The 22,157-nt window shown below is 56.1% G+C and carries 20 protein-coding genes; 15 read left to right on the top strand and 5 right to left on the bottom strand.

The genetic code is table 11. The annotated features are described in order from the left end of the window. Positions 1-43: 43 nt before the first annotated feature. A complete protein-coding gene (locus WG938_RS07750) occupies positions 44-790 on the top strand; it encodes a hypothetical protein (RefSeq protein WP_339979417.1) in 747 nt (248 codons plus the stop codon). Positions 791-977: 187 nt separating this feature from the next. Here the strand turns inward: WG938_RS07750 and WG938_RS07745 are convergent, their stop codons facing one another. Beyond that, complete coding sequence (locus WG938_RS07745) at positions 978-1,382, bottom strand: hypothetical protein (protein WP_339979415.1); 405 nt, start codon at positions 1,380-1,382, stop codon at positions 978-980. Positions 1,383-1,550: 168 nt separating this feature from the next. After that, the gene (gene ychF / locus WG938_RS07740) at positions 1,551-2,630 is read right to left on the bottom strand and encodes a redox-regulated ATPase YchF (protein ID WP_339979412.1); all 1,080 of its coding nucleotides are present in this window, start codon (positions 2,628-2,630) and stop codon (positions 1,551-1,553) included. 338 nt (positions 2,631-2,968) lie between these two features. Between ychF and WG938_RS07735 the strand changes: the two genes are divergently transcribed. The 6 genes from WG938_RS07735 (at position 2,969) to WG938_RS07710 (ending at position 9,492) form a co-directional block, all read left to right on the top strand. Then, positions 2,969-4,633, top strand: a complete 1,665-nt coding sequence (locus WG938_RS07735) for a sodium-dependent transporter (protein ID WP_339979410.1) — start codon at positions 2,969-2,971, stop codon at positions 4,631-4,633. 3 nt (positions 4,634-4,636) lie between these two features. After that, positions 4,637-4,804 carry a methionine/alanine import NSS transporter subunit MetS gene (metS, locus tag WG938_RS07730; RefSeq protein WP_339979408.1) on the top strand — a complete coding sequence of 56 codons (168 nt, stop codon included), beginning with the start codon at positions 4,637-4,639 and terminating at the stop codon, positions 4,802-4,804. Positions 4,805-4,854: 50 nt separating this feature from the next. Then, complete coding sequence (locus WG938_RS07725) at positions 4,855-6,405, top strand: AI-2E family transporter (protein WP_445292904.1); 1,551 nt, start codon at positions 4,855-4,857, stop codon at positions 6,403-6,405. 109 nt (positions 6,406-6,514) lie between these two features. Continuing rightward, positions 6,515-7,873 (top strand): DUF6542 domain-containing protein, encoded by a 1,359-nt coding sequence (locus tag WG938_RS07720; protein ID WP_339979404.1) that lies wholly within the window; start codon positions 6,515-6,517, stop codon positions 7,871-7,873. A gap of 27 nt (positions 7,874-7,900) precedes the next feature. Continuing rightward, entirely contained in the window at positions 7,901-9,136 is a 1,236-nt protein-coding gene (gene xseA / locus WG938_RS07715; protein ID WP_339979402.1) for an exodeoxyribonuclease VII large subunit, read from the top strand. A 77-nt stretch (positions 9,137-9,213) separates the two neighbouring features. After that, positions 9,214-9,492 (top strand): exodeoxyribonuclease VII small subunit, encoded by a 279-nt coding sequence (locus tag WG938_RS07710; protein WP_339979400.1) that lies wholly within the window; start codon positions 9,214-9,216, stop codon positions 9,490-9,492. Positions 9,493-9,512: 20 nt separating this feature from the next. On the opposite strand, the gene WG938_RS07705 is transcribed toward WG938_RS07710, so the two are convergent. Then, the gene (locus tag WG938_RS07705) at positions 9,513-10,151 is read right to left on the bottom strand and encodes a DUF4245 domain-containing protein (protein WP_339979397.1); all 639 of its coding nucleotides are present in this window, start codon (positions 10,149-10,151) and stop codon (positions 9,513-9,515) included. Positions 10,152-10,411: 260 nt separating this feature from the next. Between WG938_RS07705 and glpX the strand changes: the two genes are divergently transcribed. The 5 genes from glpX to WG938_RS07680 all read left to right on the top strand — a co-directional run bounded on the left by glpX (position 10,412) and on the right by WG938_RS07680 (position 17,652). Then, a complete protein-coding gene (gene glpX, locus WG938_RS07700) occupies positions 10,412-11,437 on the top strand; it encodes a class II fructose-bisphosphatase (RefSeq protein ID WP_339979395.1) in 1,026 nt (341 codons plus the stop codon). A 156-nt stretch (positions 11,438-11,593) separates the two neighbouring features. Beyond that, positions 11,594-12,994, top strand: coding sequence for a class II fumarate hydratase (locus WG938_RS07695; RefSeq protein ID WP_339979393.1), 1,401 nt, complete (start codon positions 11,594-11,596; stop codon positions 12,992-12,994). 188 nt (positions 12,995-13,182) lie between these two features. After that, complete coding sequence (locus tag WG938_RS07690) at positions 13,183-15,303, top strand: MMPL family transporter (RefSeq protein ID WP_339979390.1); 2,121 nt, start codon at positions 13,183-13,185, stop codon at positions 15,301-15,303. A gap of 115 nt (positions 15,304-15,418) precedes the next feature. After that, positions 15,419-16,081 carry a TetR/AcrR family transcriptional regulator gene (locus WG938_RS07685; protein WP_339979387.1) on the top strand — a complete coding sequence of 221 codons (663 nt, stop codon included), beginning with the start codon at positions 15,419-15,421 and terminating at the stop codon, positions 16,079-16,081. After that, positions 16,075-17,652, top strand: a complete 1,578-nt coding sequence (locus WG938_RS07680; RefSeq protein ID WP_339979384.1) for an MDR family MFS transporter — start codon at positions 16,075-16,077, stop codon at positions 17,650-17,652. Before WG938_RS07685 ends, WG938_RS07680 begins: the two co-directional genes overlap by 7 nt. Before the next feature lie 93 nt (positions 17,653-17,745). Here the strand turns inward: WG938_RS07680 and WG938_RS07675 are convergent, their stop codons facing one another. Both WG938_RS07675 and WG938_RS07670 read right to left on the bottom strand, forming a co-directional pair. Then, positions 17,746-18,378, bottom strand: coding sequence for a GNAT family N-acetyltransferase (locus WG938_RS07675; RefSeq protein WP_339979381.1), 633 nt, complete (start codon positions 18,376-18,378; stop codon positions 17,746-17,748). A gap of 69 nt (positions 18,379-18,447) precedes the next feature. Next, on the bottom strand, positions 18,448-19,236 hold the full coding sequence (locus WG938_RS07670; RefSeq protein ID WP_339979379.1) for a LysR family transcriptional regulator substrate-binding protein: 789 nt from the start codon (positions 19,234-19,236) through the stop codon (positions 18,448-18,450). Between the two features lie 37 nt (positions 19,237-19,273). Here WG938_RS07670 and WG938_RS07665 point away from each other — a divergent pair, with 37 nt between their 5' ends. The 3 genes from WG938_RS07665 (at position 19,274) to WG938_RS07655 (ending at position 22,126) form a co-directional block, all read left to right on the top strand. Next, positions 19,274-19,627, top strand: coding sequence for a DUF5997 family protein (locus WG938_RS07665; RefSeq protein WP_339979376.1), 354 nt, complete (start codon positions 19,274-19,276; stop codon positions 19,625-19,627). Positions 19,628-19,666: 39 nt separating this feature from the next. Then, positions 19,667-20,488, top strand: a complete 822-nt coding sequence (pcaD, locus tag WG938_RS07660) for a 3-oxoadipate enol-lactonase (protein WP_339979373.1) — start codon at positions 19,667-19,669, stop codon at positions 20,486-20,488. 465 nt (positions 20,489-20,953) lie between these two features. After that, the gene (locus tag WG938_RS07655; RefSeq protein ID WP_339979371.1) at positions 20,954-22,126 is read left to right on the top strand and encodes an acyl-CoA dehydrogenase family protein; all 1,173 of its coding nucleotides are present in this window, start codon (positions 20,954-20,956) and stop codon (positions 22,124-22,126) included. Positions 22,127-22,157 lie beyond the last annotated feature (31 nt).

The raw sequence follows: 22,157 nt of genomic DNA, 5'->3' as shown, positions 1-22,157 counted from the left end.
GAACTCTGCTTCCTGTTACCGTTGGTGGCTTACGGTGGGTGTCATGGAGGCAAAGAAATTACTCGTGACATCTGGTTCCTTTTTACTCATTGCTACTTTTAGCGTGGCGTGCGGATCTACCGACGACGTCAGCACTCCTGCATCCGTAGAGGCACAGCAGGAAAACATTGAGAGATCAGCATCTGATTCGAAAGACACTGCCACCACAGCGTCTTCGCCTGCAGGCAAAGGTCCTCAGCCGACCCGAGGTTCATCTTCGGGCGGGGGTTCGTCGGAAAGCTTAACTGAAAAGACAACGGATGCGGACGGCTCCGGTGACAAGTCTGACGACGCAGCGGTGCTCGACGACATGGAGGAAGTTGATTCGATTAATTACTCGGTAGCGAGTGTCACCGGCGGCGCTGGGGTCAACTTCACAACGCCTGACGGAAATATTTCCTGCTCCATTGCTCCGCTTCGGGCGGCTTGCTACATCCGAGAGGATTCCATTTCATGGGACATGGCCGATAGAGGCAACGACGGTATTAGCGATCAAGTACCTGATTCCGATTTGATCGGCTGGAGTGACGACATCGGTGCACCTACCTCCGGTGCCCCAAAAACGTGGGCACTCCAAGGGGAGTTCCCGAGGGACAGTGAAACCTTGCCGAATAACACCAAACTGACCGTTGCTCTTTCATCGCGGCCGGATGCAACTAACATCACCTGCGGAGTCAAAGACAACCAAATGACATGCGTGACCGATAAGCATGGCTTCACCATCAGCAAGAGTGATTATTCAGTCTGGTAAGAGGAACCAATATTGGGCGCGGAACCTGTTGTGCGTCAGAAAAACCAGGTTGGTGAACAACGAGGGCGTGCAAAACGTGGCCACAGTACCGTCCCTTACTTTTTCGAGGGAAGGCATCCCACATCGGGGAATGGCATCCCACAATGCATAACGCTGTAAGGGATCGTCGGGGCCAAAAACAGTTGGCCTACTTGGCCAATTCGCCGTGGCGGCATCGCAAGCGGTATTCCCGGTAAATCAAGATACATGTCCCCGGACCGAAGAAACCAAGTAAGAGCGCACCTACAACAATGCCGGAAACACCACTACGCCAGCCCCAAACACCGGGTGCGACGATACCCGAAATCATTGCGAGCGCCCCAGTAACGGCAAACGCGGCACATCCGACGATCATCGCTATACGGGCAGCCTGAGATGTACCTCCCAGGGCTTTTGCCATTCCTACCGCGAGCCCCATAAAGCCAAACGCAATGCCCATGGCTCCCATCCAGAGATTGTCAGCGAGCAGCAGAAATACACCGCAGGCGACAAAAGCTGCACCAACGGCAAGAAGTTTTATTGCTTCGCGAATCTCGCCCCTATCTACGGCCATGCCTTAAATCTCGCGCGTCAATCTCCACCACCTTGGTTCGTGGGCTCACAATCACCCAGCCACCATAGCAAGGCTACCAATGCGACAACCGTCGAATTGCTGGAGGCCTAGATCGAGGGGCGACAGTCAACGAAACTGATAGCTTTTCCCTTTCTTAAGGGGCGAGACTTAGACATTGAACTTAAACTCCACGACGTCACCGTCATGCATGATGTAGTCCTTGCCTTCCATGCGGAGCTTGCCCTGCGCCTTAGCTTCGGCCATGGAACCGGTCTCGACAAGGTCGTCGAAGGACACAATTTCAGCCTTAATAAAGCCACGCTCGAAGTCCGAGTGGATAACGCCAGCAGCCTGCGGAGCAGTCGCGCCCTTCGGAATAGTCCACGCACGAGCTTCCTTCGGACCAGCCGTCAGGTAAGTCTGCAGTCCCAGCGTGCGGAAACCAGCACGTGCCAGCGAGTTCAAACCAGGTTCGGTCTGGCCGATCTCAGCAAGCAACTCAGCACGAGACTCCTCGTCCAATTCCAGCAGGTCGGACTCTGCCTTTGCATCGAGGAATACACAATCGGCAGGTTCGACAGCGGATGCCAGTTCTGCTTTCTTGTCGTCGTCGGCAAGCACTTCCTCGTCCGCGTTGAATACATAGAGGAATGGCTTCGCCGTCAGCAGGTGTAGCTCGCGAAGCTTCGACATATCGACATCGCTTGCAGCAGCAAACAGCGTGCGGCCTTCTTCGAGCACCTCGAGAGCCTTCTTCACTGCCTCAACTTCGCCGGCCTTTTCCTTATCCTTCTTGGCTTCCTTCTCCAAGCGTGGAATGGCCTTTTCGATGGTCTGAATATCCGCGAGGATCAGCTCAGTCTCGATCACGCCGATATCCGATGCTGGATCGACGCGACCGTCGACGTGCACGACGTCATCATCAGCGAAAACGCGAACAACCTGGCAGATTGCATCAGCTTCACGAATATTCGCCAGGAACTTATTACCCAGACCTTCACCCTCGGACGCACCCTTCACAATGCCCGCAATATCCACGAAAGACACCGTTGCAGGCAAAATGCGCTCCGAACCGAATACCTCGGCGAGCTTGTCCAGACGGGGATCTGGCAACTCAACCACACCGACATTCGGTTCGATGGTGGCGAACGGGTAGTTAGCAGCAAGCACATCATTGCGCGTCAGCGCATTAAAAAGAGTTGACTTGCCGACATTGGGCAGACCGACGATTCCAAGTGTAAGGCTCACGCGTCTCATCTTACGGGCACGTCAATCGGATTCAGCAACAGCCACACTTTCCGGCTTGTCTCCCCCGCACTCGTCCGCCCAATTCAGTGCGCGACACACATTATTGTCCGGCTTTACGACGATCCTCACCACGCAATAACTATAGGAATGGTTCGAAAATGAAGTGCAAGAATCTTAGAAGCTCCTGAATAACGTTGTTAGGCAAAAATATTTCTCGGAATTGCCTCTTACTTGCACGTTTTCCAGGACAGGCACCCCCAGCCAAAAGTATGGTAATTCGCAATCCTTGTCTCACCTGATAAATTTTTATCCATATTTTGAGAATGGAGTTCCATACCATGAGCAATGCATCACGCGGCACATCCGCCGCTGCACAAGGAGATAAGAAGGGAAGAGAGGTGTTCTCGACCCGCGCTGCGTTCCTCTTTGCCGCAATCGGCTCCGCAGTTGGCCTCGGTAACATCTGGCGCTTCCCATACGTCGCATACGAGTCAGGCGGCGGCGCGTTTCTTATCCCGTACCTGGTCGCACTCTTGACCGCAGGTATTCCACTGCTATTCCTCGACTTTGCACTGGGCCACCGTTTCCGTGGCTCTGCTCCAAAGGTGTTCCGCCGTATTAAGCCTTGGGCTGAGCCAATTGGCTGGATCCAGGTGCTGGTGTCCTTCTTCATTACCGTGTACTACGCAGTAATTGTTGCGTGGGCTTTCATTTACGCTTGGAAGTCCGTTGGCAAGAGCTGGGGCGATGACCCAGAAGCTCACTTCGCTGGCGAATTCCTGAAGGCAGACACTGAGTCCCTCATGTCGCTTGACTTCGTATGGCCAATTGCCATTGTGCTGCTCCTGCTGTGGGTGGGCATCATCGCTGTTCTGGCACTGGGCGTCGACAAGGGCATCGGCAAGGTTTCCTTGCTCTTCATCCCACTGCTGGCAGTACTGTTCATTGGCGTTGTCGTGTATGCGCTGACCCTCGACGGCGCAGCAGAAGGCCTCAATGCCTTCTTCACGCCGAACTGGAGCGCACTGAGCGATACCTCTGTGTGGATCGCCGCATACGGCCAGATCTTCTTCTCGCTGTCTGTTGCATTCGGCATCATGCTGACCTACGCGTCATACCTGAAGCCACGCACCAACCTGACCGGCTCCGGTCTGGTAACCGCATTCGCTAACTCGTCCTTCGAAGTTCTCGCTGGTATCGGCGTGTTCGCAACTCTCGGTTTTATGGCTGCACAGAAGGGTGTTGCCGTTGACGAAGTTGCCACCTCTGGCATCGGCCTTGCCTTCATCGCATTCCCGGCAGTCATCTCGCAGATGCCAGGTTGGCTTGGCTCGATGTTCGGCATCCTGTTCTTCTTGTCGCTTGCTATCGCTGGCTTCACGTCGTTGATGTCCCTCATCGAGGTCGTCATTTCTGCCGTCCAGGACAAGCTGAATCTCGGTCGCGTCCAAGCAACCATTTCCATCGGTGGCCTCATGGCAGTTGTATCCATGGTTCTATTCCCGACCACGTCGGGTCTGGTCACCCTGGACATCGTGGACAAGTTCACCAACAACATTGGCATCGTGGGCGTTGCCCTGATCACCATCGTCGCCGTCGACTGGATCATGCGCCGCACTGATGAGTTCGCGCTGCACTTGAACGCAGTGTCCTCATTCAAGGTCGGCACGTTGTGGCGCATCTTTGTCACCAACATCACCCCGGTTGTACTGGGCTTCATTCTGCTGCAGGAATTGATTGGCCTGATTTCTGAGAACTACGAGGGCTACTCGAATGCCCAGATCAATACCTTCGGCTGGGGCGTTCTCGCACTCATCGTGTTCGGCGCCCTGTCCATGGCACTGCTGCCATGGCGTGGCCAGCATCGTTTGGAAGGCCCTCCAGGTTCTGACTTCGGTGTCACTCCTGCATACCGTCAGGGCACTCACATTCCACGTAAGTACGACCCATCAGCTGTTCACGATGTCGATGACATTCGTACGACTGAATCTTCGGAGGTGTAACAAATGGACGGAATTGCAATCGTCATGATGGCAATGTTCATCATCGTCATCTGGGGTGGTTTGGCCATCGCTACGGTGAGCTTGATGAAAAACCCTGACGAAGCTGCCGGCGCCCTTGGCACTGGCGACGATGTCTCCAACGAAGTACTCGCTGCGCAAGAGCAGCAATAGTTTCAGTAATCGTCTCACAGCTCTCCCATGAATCCGTTTTGTGTTTCATAATGGGGAGCGTGAACGAAGAGAAACGAACTCCGAATCAGCCAGATCATCCAGATCAGAACGAGAAGGACTTCATCGACAAAGTGATTGGTTCTGACCCTCTGCGGTTGGACCAATCACTTTCTATCCCTTCAGATGAAGTTCGGGAAGAGTCCAGCACTCCGATCCTCCCCGAGCATGGGGAGGAGCTGCAGGAACTTAACCAGGATTCCGAGACTGAAGAACTGGACCGCGCCGATGTCATTGGCGAAGGCGCACGGTGGTTCGCTGGTTGGTGCTTGCGTTTCCTCATTGTGGTTGCCGCCCTTTATGTGGGCTTCCAATTCTTAGGAAAGGTTTGGACGGGACTGCTTCCCATCCTCCTCGCCCTCATCGTTTCCACTGTGCTCTGGCCACCGGCAGGGTGGCTTATGCGCCACAAGGTCCCCTCTGGGCTTGCCTCGATCGGCGTGATTTTGGCTGCCTTCAGCGTTATCGGTGGCACTTTTGCTCTTATGGCTCCTACCGTCAAGGATCAGGTTCCTGAGTTATCCCACCAGTTCGTCAAGGGTATCGAGAAAATTCAGGCGATCATCCAAGCGCCTCCTTTCAATGTTCAGGACGAGCAACTGCTCGATCTTCTCGACGAATCGACAAACTGGCTGAAAAACCAGTCCGGGGATATCGCGTCCACCGTCATGCAAGGTGTTTCAGTCGTATCTAGCGTCGCCGTCACACTCGGTGTGATGTTGGTTTTAACCTTCTTCTTCGTCAAGGACGGCAAGGACTTTCTGCCGTGGCTCCGTGCGATCACAGGTCGCCGTCTTGGCTGGCATCTCACTGAAGTTCTGACTCGATCCTGGAACACTCTTTCTGGTTTCGTACGTACCCAGGCCTTGGTGTCGCTGATCGATGCCATCTTCATTGGCCTCGGCTTGTGGCTATTGAATGTACCGCTGGCCCTGGTATTGGCAGTACTAACATTCTTTGCAGGCTTCATTCCAATCATCGGTGCATTTACCGCGGGCTTTATGGCGGTCGTCGTTGCCCTAGTGGCGGTAGACGTCACGGCAGCTGTCTTGACGTTGGTCCTGGTTATCGCTGTCCAGCAGATCGAGGGCAATATCTTGTCCCCGATGCTGCAGTCACGCGCAATGAACTTGCACGCAGCAATCGTGCTGCTGTCGGTCACGCTTGGTGGCACACTCTTCGGCATTATCGGTGCTTTCCTCGCTGTCCCTGTCGCCGCGGTCATCGCCGTGTGGCTCCGATACTTGGGCGATCTCACGGACTTGCGCACCGGCGACAAGACCGCAGCTGACATTAAGTTCGCTACCGAAGCTGGCTCCATTTCGGGTATCCGAATTGAGGAAGCAAGTCGGGCCATGCGAGACAAGCTTGCACTGCTTCGACTCGGTGGAAACTCTTCCACCGATCCTTCCGGAGAGAAAAGCTCTGACGACGAACTCGACGATCCAGGCAACGCTGTTGCAGCCGGAACCAACAACGAGGGGCCTGCTACCGGCGCATTTGGTCGCCTCACCAATGCGGTAACTAACAAGTTCCGTCGTTAAGCCACTACCGCAGACCAGCGCTTTCTACACTCCATATACCCGCAACGACACGAATTCCGCGTGTCGGCCATGCGGGTTTTTATGGTTTTAGACGGTAACATCGGGAGACGTGTCCGATAGATCAGCTTCAACCCGCGCGAACACCAACCGTCGTTCGCGATCTTTTCGGCTGCCTATCTGGGTTCCGCCACTGCTGCTTGTCATCAGTGGCATAGTCGGCCTGCTGTTCGCTATCCCCGCCGGATCCATTGGACTTCCCTACCTGATCGCATTCGCAATCGCTGCGATCGGTGGCACCATGTTCGTAGTCCCTCGCGGCTTGACTATTACGGTGGCGCAGCAGCCTGTGCTTTTTACAGTCATCACACCTCTGGTGTCATGGTTTACAGCTGAGTTCGCACACCAATCGGTCGGTGGCGCTACCGCGACTACTCCAAGTACGACGCGTTTAATTACTGCCGCGTATCCAGTGGTTCAGTACTTCCCGTGGATGATCATGATTCCGCTGATTTGTACTGCAATCGCTATTTGGCGCTATCTCGACCTCACTCGGGTTAATGCCAAGACTGATCGTCTGCGTCGCAAGGAATCTCGTCGTCGTGCGGAGGTCGACGCCGAAACTACGCGCACAGCTACTGAGGCACATCGCCGTTTGTCGGAGTCGGATAAGCGACGCCGTCGTCGTCCAGCGCATGCTGCGTCGAAGGAACGTGACGACGAGTCAGCAGTCAAGAAGCAGTCTGCAGCCGACTTGATCAAGGCTGCAGAAAAGCGTCGGTTGGCGAAGGCCGCGGAAGCTGAAGAAACTCGTAAGGCAGGCGGACGCCGGGCTGCACAGCCAAAGCGCTCGACCGAGCCACGACGTGGCGCAGATCGCCGTCGTGAGGCTGAACCTCGCCGTGTTGCTGAGCGTCGACGTGAGACTGAACGTCGCGAACCACGCCGTGCAACGGAGCCTCGTCGCGTAGGCACAGTTGGCAGCGTCGGGCCCGCAGCCGCTGCGACTGGTGCAGGTGCAGCAGCTGCGCGTCATGCAGCCACAGGACGTCCACAGCGTCGCGTCACTGATCGTCCGGCCGCTAAACGTCCACGCAATGACGATCGCCTTATCGCCAGTGCACGTCCAGCTGACGGTCCACGGCTGTGGGGTTCCGATACCGACTCATCGACGCCTCGCACACGTCCAGCGCAGTCGTCGCCATACGCTGGCACAGCTCGTCGCCGTTCCTCGGCGGGTCAGGGTGCGCAGCAGGTGCGTCGCGAAGCACAGCGTCGCACCGCGCAGCAGCGACGCCCGTCCGGCCAGTCCACTGCTTATGGGGAGCACGGCGTAACGACGAACCGTCGTGAAGCATCACCTCGCCCTGTTCAACCACGCCGGGTGGAGGAATGGCCGCCACGGTACGAGCGTCCGCGTCACGCTGCGCGGCATTCGCGTGATCGCGATCCGCGTCGACGCGATCGCTAATCCGCCGTATCGGGTAGAAGTAGGCACATGGCAAAGCTTGATTCGTCACCGGAATCTCCGGTGCAGGTACGCAATCTCAATAGTGCGGTAAAGGACTGGATTGAGCGCCTCGGCCAGATTTGGGTCGAGGGTGAGATCGCTCAGATCAGTTCGAAGCCGTCGTGGAAGTTGTCGTACTTAACGTTGCGGGATACGTCGGCGGAAGCGTCGGTGTCGGTGACGTGCTCGACGTCGGCGTTGCGGGCTAATCCTTTACAGACTGGCGATCGCGTTGTGGTCTGCGGCAAGCCCGCCTTCTATGCGGCGCGTGGTCAGTTTTCTTTGTGGGCCACGCAGTGGCGTCCGGTCGGCATTGGTGTGTTGCTCGCTCGCATCGAACATTTGCGGCAAGCACTGGGAGCAGAAGGTCTTTTCGATCCTCGGTTGAAGCGCCCGCTCCCCTTTCTCCCTCGACGTATTGGTTTGATTACCGGTCGTGGTTCGGCCGCAGAGCGTGATGTTTTGGCGGTGGCTCGGGGCCGGTGGCCTGAGGTCGAGTTCGAAGTTGTCAACACCATCGTCCAGGGCGCGAAGGCTGTGCCCGAGATCTTGGAAGCACTGGCTTCTCTCGATGCAAACCCTGATGTCGATGTCATCATTATCGCGCGCGGTGGTGGTTCGGTCGAGGATCTTCTACCTTTTTCGGACGAGGCCTTGGTGCGCGCGGTCAGCGCCGCAAAGACTCCCGTCGTGTCAGCCATCGGCCACGAGCCTGACAACCCTTTGCTCGATAATGTCGCTGATGTTCGCGCAGCAACACCGACGGACGCAGCAAAGCGAACTGTTCCTGATGTCGCTGAGGAACGTCGTCGGATAGCAGAAATGCGTGGTCGTTCTGCCGCTGCTTTGCGACGGTGGGTGGATCGCGAATCACGCATCCTCGCAGATTTGAAGTCTCGTCCTGTCTTGACCGATCCGATGACAGCTATCAGAGCTCATGAAGACGACATCGAGCGTCACCGTGAGCGGTTGGCCGCTCGGTTTACGTGGCTATTAGATCGTGAAGACGCAACGGTGTCCGCGTTGCGTGGCAAGGTGTCCGCACTTGGCCCGGCTGCCACGCTGGCTCGTGGCTACGCCATCGTTCAGGTGCAACAGCGGGATGGTTCGCCGGACGAGGTCGTCATGTCTATCGACCAAACCCAGCCCGGCTCGCAACTACGCATCCGAGTTGGAGATGGTTCGATTACGGCAGCAGCCCTCGGAATCCGGCGAGCAGATTAGACTGCAGCCACAGCAACCAAAAACCACAGGGCGAGTATTCAGCAAAGATTGATCAAGCGAAGAACTGAGAGAGGCCAATGACTACCAACGTGTACGGTTCCGGTGACCCAACTCAGGATGACCAGATTCCTGTAGAGCAGATGGGATACGAGCAAGCTCGCGACGAGCTCGTCGAAACCGTCAAGCTACTCGAACTTGGCCAAATGGGGCTCGACGAATCGCTAGCTCTTTGGGAACGTGGGGAGGCACTCGCCCACCGCTGTGAGCAGCACCTGGCAGGTGCCCGCGCCAAGGTTGAGCAGCGTCTTGCTCAACGTGACGAAAACGACGCCACCGATAACGGCGACGTCGATTAATGCGGGTGCGTGAAACCAAGTTAGTTCGTAGCTGGAGCTTCCGGCTGAGCTGGTTCCCCCGGCTGCTCGGGCTGGCCTGGCTGCGCAGGAGCATCGTCCAGGCCGGGTAACTTCTTCCCTGCCTGCAGTGCCTTGGCCAATGCCGTGTGCTCGTCTTCGTTCGCCGAGCCTTCTAACATTGCCCGAGCATCGCCGAGGTCGCCCACCCAGACCGTACGTTCTTTATTGTCAACAGCTTCATGCTTTGTCCATGTGACACCATCGACAGTGACTTCGCCTTCAGCAATCCGAGCGACTCCATCACCTGGTAGCGCATCCAGTGGCGCATCCGTCTGCGTCACCTGAATGAAATCCTGGTTAGCCGTGACATAACCAAGAACGGTTGCTTGATGCCCACCGGCCATACCGCCCCGCGTCGAATTGGCTGTCCACCCCTGAGGTACCTCTGGCACCCGAATCTTAAACGGCACCCGTCGCGATTCCATATCGAGGAACGATTGCGTATCTACCTGACGAACTGGGCCATTTTCCGGACGCCCCGGATTAAACGAACACAGTCCCGTAAAACCGACAGTAACGACCATCAAGACAGCCATCACCACCAATGTGAAAGTGATATCTCGACTGTCTTCCAGGATTTTTGGCTTCTCCGAACTCACGCGCCTTAGTATGCCAAAAACCGTGGATAATCCCGCATCGTCCCTTGAACTGGGTGAAAACGCTTGCATGACGACGTCGTAAAGCAAGCGAAATCCGCGACGAATTGTTGGTATTTATTCCCCCACAAATGACTTGTGCCACCCCCTATTACTGAAAAAGTGGAACACTAGAAGTTGTATTCCTCGTGGAATCTGTCTGAAGCCACGCGGAGCAGCAGAACGAAATCCAGATCATTAGAAATGACGGAGGCCATCCACCAATGAACGCAGCTAATCCTGAGGCACCAGATCGCAACCTCGCCATGGAACTGGTCCGTGTGACCGAGTCCGCAGCACTCGCAGCTGGCCAGTGGGTCGGACGTGGCCAGAAGGAAAAGGGCGACGGTGCGGCGGTTGATGCAATGCGTAAGCTCATCAACACTGTCCAGATGAACGGTGTCGTCGTTATCGGTGAAGGCGAGAAGGACGAAGCCCCGATGCTGTTCAACGGCGAAGAGGTCGGCACTGGCGAAGGCCCAGCAGTTGACATCGCAGTTGACCCAATTGACGGCACGACCCTGATGGCTGAAGGTCGCCCAAACTCGATCGCTGTTCTCGCGGCTGCGGACCGTGGCTCGATGTACGACCCATCGGCAGTTTTCTACATGGACAAGCTCGCGGTTGGTCCAGAGGCTGCGGGTGTCATCGATATTGAGGCTCCAGTCGAACACAACATCAAGGCTGTGGCAAAGGCTAAGGGCATCCGCAAGGAAGACGTCACCGTTGTTGTTCTGGACCGCCCTCGCCACGAGGACATGATCCGCGACATCCGCGCTGCTGGCGCAAAGATCCGCCTGATCGGTGACGGCGACGTTGCAGGTGCCGTTGCTGCAGCACAGGACACCAACTCCGTCGACATCATGATGGGCGTGGGTGGCACTCCAGAAGGCGTTATCACCGCATGCGCAATGAAGTGCATGGGTGGCGAGATCCAGGGCAAGCTGCACCCACGCGACGAGGCTGAGATCAAGAAGGCACTCGACGCAGGCCACGACCTGTCTCGCGTCCTCACCACCGATGACCTGGTTGCATCCGACAACTGCTACTTCGTCGCAACCGGCGTCACCAACGGCGACATGCTGCGTGGTGTTGCTTACCGTGGCAAGGGCGCTTGGACCCGTTCGCTAGTTATGCGTTCCAAGTCCGGCACCGTCCGCCACATCGAGGCTTTCCACTCGCTGGACAAGCTACGTAAGTACGCCGCGATTGACTACGGCGAGGGCCAGATGGCAGACGAGGACCTGTAAGCCTTAATACCGATGCTCCCCTGGGACTTTGTACAACCCAGGGGAGTTTCCTGAAGGTCGGGGGTAATCCATGGCACACCCTGATTCTTCTTCTCGTACATACTGGACTTGATCAAAATCTCTCGTAGAAAACTCCCCAAAGAAAGAGGATTTCGCATGACCGAGCAGCAGTTCCGCATTGAGCACGACACCATGGGTGAAGTGAAGGTTCCAGTCAACGCTCTGTGGCGTGCACAGACCCAGCGTGCTGTCGAGAACTTCCCAATCTCCGGTCGTCCGCTCGAATCAGCACAGATTCGTGCAATGGGCCTGCTCAAGGCTGCATGTGCACAGGTCAACAAGGATCGTGGCTTGCTCCCAGCTGAGCAGGCAGACGCAATTGTTGCAGCTGCGAAGGAAATTGCAGAGGGCAAGCACGACGCTGAGTTCCCAATTGACGTTTTCCAGACCGGTTCGGGCACCTCGTCCAACATGAACACCAACGAAGTTATTGCTTCGATTGCTAAGGCAAACGGCGTTGAGGTTCACCCAAATGACCACGTCAACATGGGCCAATCCTCCAACGACACCTTCCCAACTGCAACTCACGTTGCTGCAACCGAAGCTGCAATCAAGGATCTGATTCCAGGCCTGAAGGTTCTGCACGCTTCCCTCGCTAAGAAGGCAGAAGAGTGGAAGGACGTTGTTAAGTCCGGTCGCACCCACCTCATGGATGCTGTTCCGGTAACCCTGGGCCAGGAGTTCGGTGGCTACGCTCGTCAGATCGAAGCTGGTATCGAGCGCATCGAGGCAACCTTGCCTCGCCTGGGCGAACTGCCAATCGGTGGTACCGCAGTCGGCACCGGCCTGAACACCCCAGCTGACTTCGGTGCAAAGGTCACCGCGGAGCTGGTCAAGCTGACTGAGGTTTCTGAGCTGAAGGAGTGCGTCAATCACTTCGAAGCACAGGCTAACCGCGACGGCCTCGTCGAGTTCTCTGCTGCAATGCGTGGCGTTGCACTGTCCCTGAACAAGATCGCTAACGACATCCGCTGGATGGGCTCCGGGCCACTGACCGGTCTGGGCGAAATCCACCTGCCAGACCTGCAGCCAGGTTCGTCGATTATGCCAGGCAAGGTCAACCCAGTTCTGTGTGAAACCGCTACCCAGGTTTCCGCACAGGTCATCGGTAACGACGCAGCTGTGGCGTTCGCTGGTGCAAACGGACACTTCGAGCTGAACGTTTTCATTCCCGTGATGGCTCGCAACGTTCTCGAGTCTTCCCAGCTGCTGGCTAACACCGCACGTCAGTTCGCAACCCGCCTCGTCGACGGCATCGAGCCAAACGTCGAGCGCATGCGCACCCTGGCAGAGTCCTCCCCATCCATCGTTACTCCGCTGAACTCTGCAATCGGCTACGAGAACGCAGCAAAGGTTGCTAAGACCGCACTGAAGGAAGGCAAGACCATCCGCCAGACCGTCATCGACATGGGCTTTGTCGACGGCGAGAAGCTGACCGAGGAAGAGCTGGACAAGCGCCTCGACGTTCTTGCTATGGCAAACACCGACCGTGACTAATTCGCAGGTGTCTGTGCACTAGTTGTAAATGCACATCGCATACCTGCTACATGCGCATTAGCGTGACGTTAAAGGGGCTAGACCACGACTGGTCTAGCCCCTTTTTGCGCTTCCCAGTCATAAAATTCTTCGAAGATCTTCGTGAAGTGACTTTTCCCAATTCACATTCCTAATGAGATAATGTTGATATGAGAACATACGCCTTTCCGGTGCAGCATGTAGCAAAGAAATTCGTTGCCTGGATAACGCTGATTATCGGAATTCTCGCCGTTGGCGTTTTCCAAATGCTGACCTCGAGCCTCGAGCCTGGAAACTCGGCTCCAGCCACGCTGCCGCCAGATTCTGACTCCTACCAGGTCAAGGAACTGACTTCACAGTTTGAAGGTGGAGACGCAACACCTGCCATCGCGGTGTTTTCAAAGAATGATGATTCGCCACTGACACCTGCGGATCTTGGCGCGATTAACGAATCAGTCGCCGCCATGTCGGGAATAACCCTCCCAGAAGCTGCTCGCGAACAACTCGACACAGCTGTCGATGGCAGTGGCATCAAGGCAGTGTCACCCGTCATTCCACTGTCTGACAATGCTGCGCAGTCTGTTTTGGCACTTCCGGGCGACATCAACGGCACGGGTCTGTCCAAGACCGTCAAAGAAATGCGCGAATCTGGCAAGGACTCTTTACCAGAAGGCATCACGCTAGAGCTCTCCGGCCCTGCCGGCTTCGCCGCCGATACGGCTGCCGCTTTCGAAGGCGCAAACTTCACCCTGCTGGGCATTTCAGCGTTAGTCGTCGCTGTGTTACTGATTTTCACCTACCGCTCCCCGATCTTGTGGCTTGTGCCTCTGCTTGTCGTTGCCATTGCTGACCGGGTTGCCTCCATGTTCGTTGAGTTCGTCGCTGGCCACACTGCATTGTCGTTCGATGCCTCAACATCGGGAATTATGTCGGTGCTCGTGTTCGGTGCAGGCACTAACTATGCGTTGTTACTGATCAGTCGATACCGGGAAGAACTTCGCACTCACGACGATCACCGTGAAGCGCTTTCCGTCGCGCTCCGTGCATCGGTGCCAGCCATTGTGTCGTCGAACCTGACAGTTGTGTTGGCGCTGTTGGCTCTCATCGTCGCCTTGGTTCCGGCCTACAAATCGCTGGGCATTGCTCTATCCATGGGTTTGCTTGTCGCCCTTGCGTTTTCTCTCTTTGTATTGCCAGCAGCGTTGTCGCTGTGCGGCCGTGGCATCTTTTGGCCAAAGGTTCCGAAGGTCGATCCTTCCGACACAAAGCACGAGAATTCTTCAATCTGGTTCCGCATCGGTGGCCTGGTTTCGAAGGCACCTCGCCGCATTTTGGCCGCCATGCTCGTCGTTCTCTTCGCCCTCGCTTCGGGCATCGCAGGTGCTAACGTCGGATTGTCTACTACGGAACAGTTCCGCACAGAGTCGGAAGCCGTTGACGGTCTGGAGACAATTGCGAAGGCCTCCTCCCCGGGTGCTGCAGCACCATTGACTGTGATTGCTTCCTCGGAGTCGTCGGCACGCGTTCCGGAAGCAGTGGCAAGCGTTCCAGGGGTTTCGGTGCAGGGCCCGCCAACAGCTTCTAAAGACGGATCCCTACAGAAGTTCACCGTGATTGCTGATGCCGCTTCGGCGACTCCGGAATCGTACGAGCAGATTCGTCAGCTTCGAACCGCCGTGGAGAACGTGGATCAGAACGCCCTTGTCGGCGGCCAAAGTGCTGAGGCAATGGATACTCGCGATGCAACCAAGCGCGACACGATTGTGGTTCTGCCAATTATTCTCGTCATCGTCTTCGTGCTGCTGGTAGTGGTGTTGCGCAGCATTGTGGCACCAATTTTGCTGCTCTTTGCGACGTCGTTGTCAGCAGCAGCTGCCCTCGGCGCAGGAGCGTTGGTGTCAGAGCATGTATTTGGTTTCCCAGCGCTTGATGTGTCGGTGCCACTGTATGCCCTGATCTTCCTCGTAGCACTCGGCATCGATTACACGGTGTTCCTCGTGCTGCGTGCAAAAGAAGAGAAGAAGAACCACGGCACTCGTGACGGCATGACCCGAGCGGTTGGCCTCACCGGTGGTGTGATCACGTCAGCGGGCATTGTCCTGGCAGCGGTCTTCGCAGTTCTGGGCGTGCTTCCGCTGATCACGCTTGGTCAGGTCGGCATTGTCGTTGGTCTGGGTATTCTGATCGACACTTTCCTCGTCCGCACGCTGGTCGTCCCGGCATTGTTCGACATTTTCGGTGACCGCATGTGGTGGCCATCGAAGGCCAGGAAACCTCTTCCTAAGAACTAGTGATGTCAGTGGTGGCTACCGGAAGGGAGCCACCATATTTTCCTTTTGAGAGTGTGAAAAACAGCATCCACCTGCCCTATTGCCAAATAGTTGCACTGGGTGTAACTTTGCACTGGTGGAAAAACAACACACCTGCGATTGTGGCCTTCGCGAACTCAAGCGTCGCCGCACTCGCCGCGGAATTGAGGATGCTGCGACGGAGCTCGTCGTGAAGCGTGGCTACGACAATGTCACGCTTGACGATATTTGTGCCGTCGTCAGCATCAGTCGCCGCACCTTTTTTAATTACTTCGATTCAAAAGAGCTCGCAGTCTTTGGACCCGGGCTGCTGATCTTCACAGACGATGACGCGCGCGAGTTCCAGTCAGTTCGCCACGACGACCCGCTTCGTGCCCTTCTGCTCGTGATCGAACAGAATCTGGTCAATGCGCATCGCCGAGATGATGATCTGCCCGATCCAATTGCACGGCTCGAAGAGCTTCGTCGCACTCGTCGGGACATTGTGGACAACGAGCCATTCCTCGTAACGAAGAAGCTCAGCATTTTCGGCCCCGTCTTGCGACGAGTCCACCTGAGCCTCGTCGCAAGTTTTGAGGCATACCCGGACTCGCGTCAGTGCCCTGAACTCACGTTGAGCGAAGAAGCGTCCGTAGGCGCTGGCTTCCTCAGAGAGTGCATTTTGTTCACGGCAACACATATTGAACACCCATTTCATGGCACCCCATTGCAAACAGCAGCTGGTGCCATCAACAATTTCGCAAGGAGGATGTCATGGTAAAGGACACCACCACAACCGTGGAAGATACCTCGACGACAACCGTCGAGAAGAACAAGTCCCACATCACCATCATTTTCGTGGCGCTCATCCTCACAATGCTGATGAGCTCGCTCGGCCAAATGATCTTCGCTACCGCTTTGCCGACCATCGTTGGCGAACTCGGCGGCGTCAACCACATGTCGTGGGTTATTTCTGCATTCCTGTTGGCTCAGACGTGTGCAATGCCGATTATCGGCAAGCTCGGCGACATGATCGGCCGCAAGCACATTTTCCTTGCAGGCATCGCAGCGTTCATGGTCGGCTCGATCCTTGGTGCTATCACGCAGTCGATGGGGCTTCTCATCGCAGCCCGTGCCCTGCAGGGCTTCGCCGCCGGCACCTTGATGGTGTCGTCTCAGGCAATTATCGCTGAGGTTATTCCTGCACGTCAGCGCGGTAAGTACATGGGCATCATGGGTGCTGTATTCGGCCTCAACTCGGTGCTCGGCCCAGTCATTGGTGGCTGGCTCACCGACGGACCCGGCTGGCGTTGGGGCATGTGGATCAACGTTCCACTCGGCTTGATCGCACTGTTCGTGTCCGCACGCTACCTGCGCTTGCCTCGTCGCAGTATGGAGGCTCGTTACGATGTCCTCGGCACAGTCTTCCTGGTCATTGCGGCATCAACGCTGATTCTCACCACCACGTGGGGCGGCACTCAGTACGAGTGGACGTCACCAACCATCATGACGCTCATTGCCGTATCAATTGTTGCGTGGATTTCCCTCTACTTTGTCGAACGCCGCGCGTCTGCACCACTTATCCCAGTTGAGTTGTTCCGCGTCCGTAACTTCAGCTTGACGACGGTCGCAGGTCTGGCCCTCGGCATCGCTATGTTCGGCACGATGGCGTACTTGCCTACTTACCTGCAAATGGTTCATGGCATGACCCCAACGAACGCTGGCCTGATGATGACTCCGATGATGGTTGGTATGTTGCTGACCTCGATCAGCGTGGGCAACCTTATTTCGCGTACCGGCAAGTACCGCTGGTACCCGCCAGTTGGCATGACAATTATGGGCATTGCCTTGTACCTCATGTCCACCTTGCAGGCATCCACGTCGCTGGTCACTGTTGGTATCTACTTGTTCATCATGGGCTTCGGCCTGGGTCTTGGCATGCAGGTCTTGGTGCTAGTTGTGCAGAATTCCTTCCCAGTCGCCATGGTTGGTACTGCAACGGCTGCGAACAACTTCTTCCGCCAGATCGGTGGCGCTGTTGGTTCATCCGTTGTCGGCGCGATCTTCATTCACCGCATGGAGAGCCTTGTTCAGGAACGCCTGCCACAGGCAATGGCGCGAGTGCAGCAATCCGCTCCCTCAGCTGATGCCACGCCAGTCGATCCTTCTGCTCTACACAGCATGACCCCAGCAATTCTGGATAAGTTGCCAGCACCTATCCATGATGTGTTCGTCACCAGCTACAACGATGGCCTCGCGCCCGTTTTCCTCATGCTGGTGCCACTGATGGCCTTCTCGGTGCTTTTGCTGCTCTTCGTTAAGGAAGACGCATTGAAGGAAACCATCGAGTAATCCCCGCTAGAAACTAAAAAGACCGCCACAACCGTGGCGGTCTTTTTCACATCACGACGATCGTCGTCACGCTCTAAACCAGTAATGCTTACGCTAGGCACCAACCTGATCAGCGGCAGAATCGAGCTTCTCAAGCACTGGGCGAATCGGATCTCCTGCGGCCTCGGCTTCTTCCAAAGCACGCTTAATAGCGCGCTCTTCGGGCTTCTCCAAGAGCTTTTCCAAAATGATGATGTCGCGCCACTGCCCGGCCATCGGGCCGTACGTCATCTTCGCCATGTGGTGGTACACACCGACTTCGCGGAAACCGAGCTTCCGGTGCAGGTTCAGGGAACCAACGTTTTCTGGGAATACCCACGAGTGGATAGACCAGCAGCCCTTCTCCATCGCGTCATCCATGAGGCGTCCCAGCAAGGCACCAGCAATACCCATGCCCTGCCCATCAGGATGAACATAAATGGAGTCTTCGATAACACCTGAGAAGATGTCACGCTTCGACACCGCCGACGCCGATGCCCACGCGAGGACTTTCTCTGGGTTGTCCTCGGACACTGCGACATAGCAAAGGTCGAGGCGCTTCAGCGCACTGAAATCTTCCCAATTCGGGGCCGAATGCTCCCACGACGCATGACCGGTATCCAAGCCGATTTCGTAAATCTCTTGGACCTGAGGATAGTCATCCTCGCGCATCAGCCGGATGGAAAAGCGGCGCTTGGTGTCAGACATAAAACCAGTGTCCCCTAAAAACTCTCGTGGGTCGAATAATTGCCGAAATTGTTCTCGAAACATCGCATCCTAACGACGTTTCCCCCTCATCGAACGTCCCCCGCCGTTACTTCTATTCCGATTCTTCCCAACATCTCTCCCACCAGAGCGCCCGCCGGCACGACCTCCACCAGAGCGCCCACCGCCGGTCTGCTTATTCTGTGCTTCCCGACGAGCCTGCTTCGCCAACGTCTTTTCTCTCGCGGAGAGTTTCTTCGTAGGCACCTCGGTGCCCTGTTCGCTGCGTGTCGATCCTGCCCGACGACCCTGCACGATGCCCACGAATTCCTGTCGTACGTCATCGTCTGATTCCTTTGGCCAGACCAACCACATGTGAGTCGACATCGTCGCATCACTGACCGGCCGAACTTCGATGGCTTTCTTTGCCAGCGCACGTAACAATGGCAACGGTCCGGTAGCGATACCTGCCCCCGTAGCAACGACAGGCATCATTTCTCGATGCGCCGTCGCGTCTGTCGATGACAAAAGCAACGTTTCTTCGGCAAGCTCCGCATCGGCAACTTCATCAAGGAGAGACACGACATGTTCCTTCTCGACGGCCACTCCCCACGCCTCTTCGTAGAGACGCACCTTGTGAAAGTCGTCTCCGAACACCTCTGACAACTCAACAACACCGTCGTCGCGGACGAGAGCCATGTCGACGGAGTCGTCGCGAAGCAAATTCCCTGGATCGTCACTAGCGACACCATGGAGAGACAGTCCACTGCGTTCCCGGAAACGGCGGAACCACTTTTCCGGGTTCGCTCCTGTGACGAATGCAATGGACAATCCGGCGCTTGCGGAGTCAGGTCTCGACATACTCAAGACACTAGCTGCCGGTGATACCGTAGTGACCATGAAACCCCTGACTGCAGCGAAGAAGCTGGGCATCTACCTGCCTGCTACGCCGGACGAGTTCCAGAACTCAACCCTGACCCACGATGAATTCGTAGCATTGCAGAACAACCCACCTGAGTGGCTGGCGGAGCTGCGCCGCAATGGACCGCACCCGCGTCCAGAAGTGGCTCGCCGTCTTGGCATCACCATCACCGCTCTCAAGAAGAACGAGATGGATAAGCCTCTCACCACCGATGACATCAAAGCACTCCTCGCCGACCAGCCAGACTGGTTGCGTGCAGCGCGCACCTCTTTGGCGAAGCAGCGTGCAGAAAATGCTGACAAGAGCGAGGACGCTACCGAAGCCGAGTAGCTCTCACCGACATCACAAACTCAGTGAAGGAGTCCCCCCATGTCCGACCTCACCACTGTTGATCTTGCCTACGACATCACCGGCCCCACCCACGTCGACCCTGCGCTGAGCCTGAATTCCACGCCTCACGCTGACACCATCGTGCTTCTTGGTTCTCTCGGCGCGACTCGCGAGATGTGGCAAGCCCAGGTCGATGCGTTGGCCAATGACTTCGCGGTCATCGCTGTCGACCTGCGAGGACATGGCGAATCCCCCGCTCCGGAAGGTGAGTACTCGGTGGAACTGCTTGCCGATGACGTCGTCAAGCTTCTCGATACCGTGCGGGTCGACAAAGCCCATGTTGTTGGCCTGTCATTGGGCGGAGCGGTCGCACAGATGCTTGCGCTGAAGCATGCGGATCGCCTGGAGTCGCTGACGTTGATGTCGACGGCTGCGAAGTTCGGCACCAAGCAGGCATGGCTGGACAAGGCAGCGCTTGTCAAGGAACACGGCACGAAGGCTCTCGCAGAGACTGTGGTGCAAAACTGGTTTACGGAGGATTATTTCCGTACGTCCCCTCAGGTTCCCGATACATATGCGCAGGGAATTTGCGACACACAGGATACTGGATACGTTGGCTGTTGCCACGCCTTGGCGGAGTTCGACTCGCGCAAGGTGCTGGCACAGATTGAACTGCCAACGCTTGTCATGGCTGGCGAGCAGGACACATCGACCGCATTGTCCGTGGTACAGGAGCTGCATCACGGCATTTCCGGTTCTCAGATGGTGACGATTTCACCTGCAAAGCACCTGGTCAATGTTGAACAACCGGATATCGTCAATTCGATGCTCCGGACATTCATTAGCTCCCGCGGCGAGTAGTAGTTCAAAGACTAAAGGCGACACATCCTGTTCCAAGGGATGTGTCGCCTTTAGCGTTTCGAGTGCAATTGGAGGTTGCTATGTGACTGGCATGGCCTAACCACTGCCTTTTACATTAGCCATTGACCAGGACAGTTGTGAATAACGAAACGAAATCCTTTCGTAAATCACCCCCATTCACCACCTTCCGAACGCAACCCCATGTCGACAAAATCCCAGGTCGACTCGAGCATCTATTAGGTAGACCTAACTTCCACCATCGGGGGTAGCGCACGCTAACCCAGGCCGAAAATCGTGATGCGAGTCTCACGTTTGTCAAATTTGGGGGTAACATTCGCAAGAATGTGGCGCCGGACACATTAATCGGCATAATGGGGACATACTCACAATGTCTATTTCTAGCGATATTTTTTCGCTACAAACCTGTTAAGGCATTGAACCGCATTACATACCAAGGAGATTGCGATGAAGGACTTCCTCGCCCGCACCCACTTCGAAGAAGAACACGACATGTTCCGCGATATGGTCCGTGGTTTCGTCGAGAAGGAAATCGCACCGAATGTTGAGCGTTGGCACGATCAGGGCATGCCAGATCGCGAGCTCTTTAAGAAGGCTGGCGAACTTGGTCTGATTGGCATGTCCACGCCGGAGGAATATGGCGGCGGCGGAACGATGGATTTCCGTTACAACCAAATCCTCAACGAGGAGCTGACCCAGGCAGATTCTGGTTCGATCGTTGTTTCTTTCGGCACGTTGAACGACCTCTGTGCACCGTACTTGGCCAAGTTCGCCTCCGAGGAGCTCAAGCAGAAGTACCTCGCTGGCATGAACGCCGGTGATCTCATCGGTTGCCTCGCTATGACCGAACCTGGTGCGGGTTCTGATCTCGCAGGTATGCGCACCTTCGCTAAGAAGGACGGCGACCACTACATTCTTAACGGTTCGAAGACCTTCATTTCTAATGGCATGCTGTCCGACTTCGCACTCGTCGCAGCGGTCACCGACCCATCCAAGGGTCGCGCTGGTGTCTCCATGTTCGTGGTTGATTCAGATCTTGAGGGCTACACCAAGAACGGCCCTCTGAAGAAGGTTGGCCTGAAGGCTCAGGACACTGCAGAGCTCAACTTCGATAATGTCCGTGTTCCAGCAGAGAACCTCGTCGGCGAAGAAGGCGCAGCTTTCGGTTACCTCCGCACCAATCTCGCTCACGAACGTCTCACCCTTGCCTGTGGTTCGGTTGCTACTTCTCGACGCGCGTGGACCCTGGCCTACAACTACGCCAAGGAGCGCGAGACCTTCGGACGTCGCCTCGTCGATCATCAGGTTCACGGCCACTACCTCGCAGACATTGCTACTCGCATTACTGCACTGCAGGCTTTCGTGGATCAGTGCGTCATGCAGCACAACGAGGGCAAGCTAGACGAAACCGCAGCATCGATGGCAAAGTTCTGGACCACTGAGGAGCAGCAGGACATCGTTACTCGCTGTGTTCAGCTGTTCGGTGGCTACGGCTTCATGATGGAGTACCCAATCGCCACGCACTACCTCGACACGAAGGTGCAGACGATCTACGGCGGTACGAACGAGATTATGAAGGAAATCATCTCGCGTCGTATCGCTAAAGGTGATGCCTCCTAGCATCGCAGATTCACGTTAGTTCGCCTGGTCA

It is taken from the genome of Corynebacterium sp. H113, assembly GCF_037572315.1.
In the GTDB taxonomy this organism is placed as follows: Bacteria; Actinomycetota; Actinomycetes; order Mycobacteriales; family Mycobacteriaceae; genus Corynebacterium.
The sequence above is the reverse complement of the archived record's forward strand: the minus strand, read 5'-3'. Positions and strand labels throughout refer to the sequence as shown.

Coding starts and splice junctions, on each gene's coding strand:
- WG938_RS07745 (WP_339979415.1), bottom strand. CDS start 1,382: ATGGCCGTAGATAGGGGCGAGATTCGCGAAGCAATAAAACTTCTTGCC.
- WG938_RS07750 (WP_339979417.1), top strand. CDS start 44: ATGGAGGCAAAGAAATTACTCGTGACATCTGGTTCCTTTTTACTCATT.
- pcaD (WP_339979373.1), top strand. CDS start 19,667: ATGTCCGACCTCACCACTGTTGATCTTGCCTACGACATCACCGGCCCC.
- WG938_RS07695 (WP_339979393.1), top strand. CDS start 11,594: ATGACCGAGCAGCAGTTCCGCATTGAGCACGACACCATGGGTGAAGTG.
- WG938_RS07725 (WP_445292904.1), top strand. CDS start 4,855: ATGGGGAGCGTGAACGAAGAGAAACGAACTCCGAATCAGCCAGATCAT.
- WG938_RS07675 (WP_339979381.1), bottom strand. CDS start 18,378: ATGTCTGACACCAAGCGCCGCTTTTCCATCCGGCTGATGCGCGAGGAT.
- WG938_RS07665 (WP_339979376.1), top strand. CDS start 19,274: ATGAAACCCCTGACTGCAGCGAAGAAGCTGGGCATCTACCTGCCTGCT.
- WG938_RS07655 (WP_339979371.1), top strand. CDS start 20,954: ATGAAGGACTTCCTCGCCCGCACCCACTTCGAAGAAGAACACGACATG.
- WG938_RS07670 (WP_339979379.1), bottom strand. CDS start 19,236: ATGTCGAGACCTGACTCCGCAAGCGCCGGATTGTCCATTGCATTCGTC.
- metS (WP_339979408.1), top strand. CDS start 4,637: ATGGACGGAATTGCAATCGTCATGATGGCAATGTTCATCATCGTCATC.
- WG938_RS07710 (WP_339979400.1), top strand. CDS start 9,214: ATGACTACCAACGTGTACGGTTCCGGTGACCCAACTCAGGATGACCAG.
- WG938_RS07690 (WP_339979390.1), top strand. CDS start 13,183: ATGAGAACATACGCCTTTCCGGTGCAGCATGTAGCAAAGAAATTCGTT.
- WG938_RS07680 (WP_339979384.1), top strand. CDS start 16,075: ATGGTAAAGGACACCACCACAACCGTGGAAGATACCTCGACGACAACC.
- glpX (WP_339979395.1), top strand. CDS start 10,412: ATGAACGCAGCTAATCCTGAGGCACCAGATCGCAACCTCGCCATGGAA.
- WG938_RS07735 (WP_339979410.1), top strand. CDS start 2,969: ATGAGCAATGCATCACGCGGCACATCCGCCGCTGCACAAGGAGATAAG.
- xseA (WP_339979402.1), top strand. CDS start 7,901: ATGGCAAAGCTTGATTCGTCACCGGAATCTCCGGTGCAGGTACGCAAT.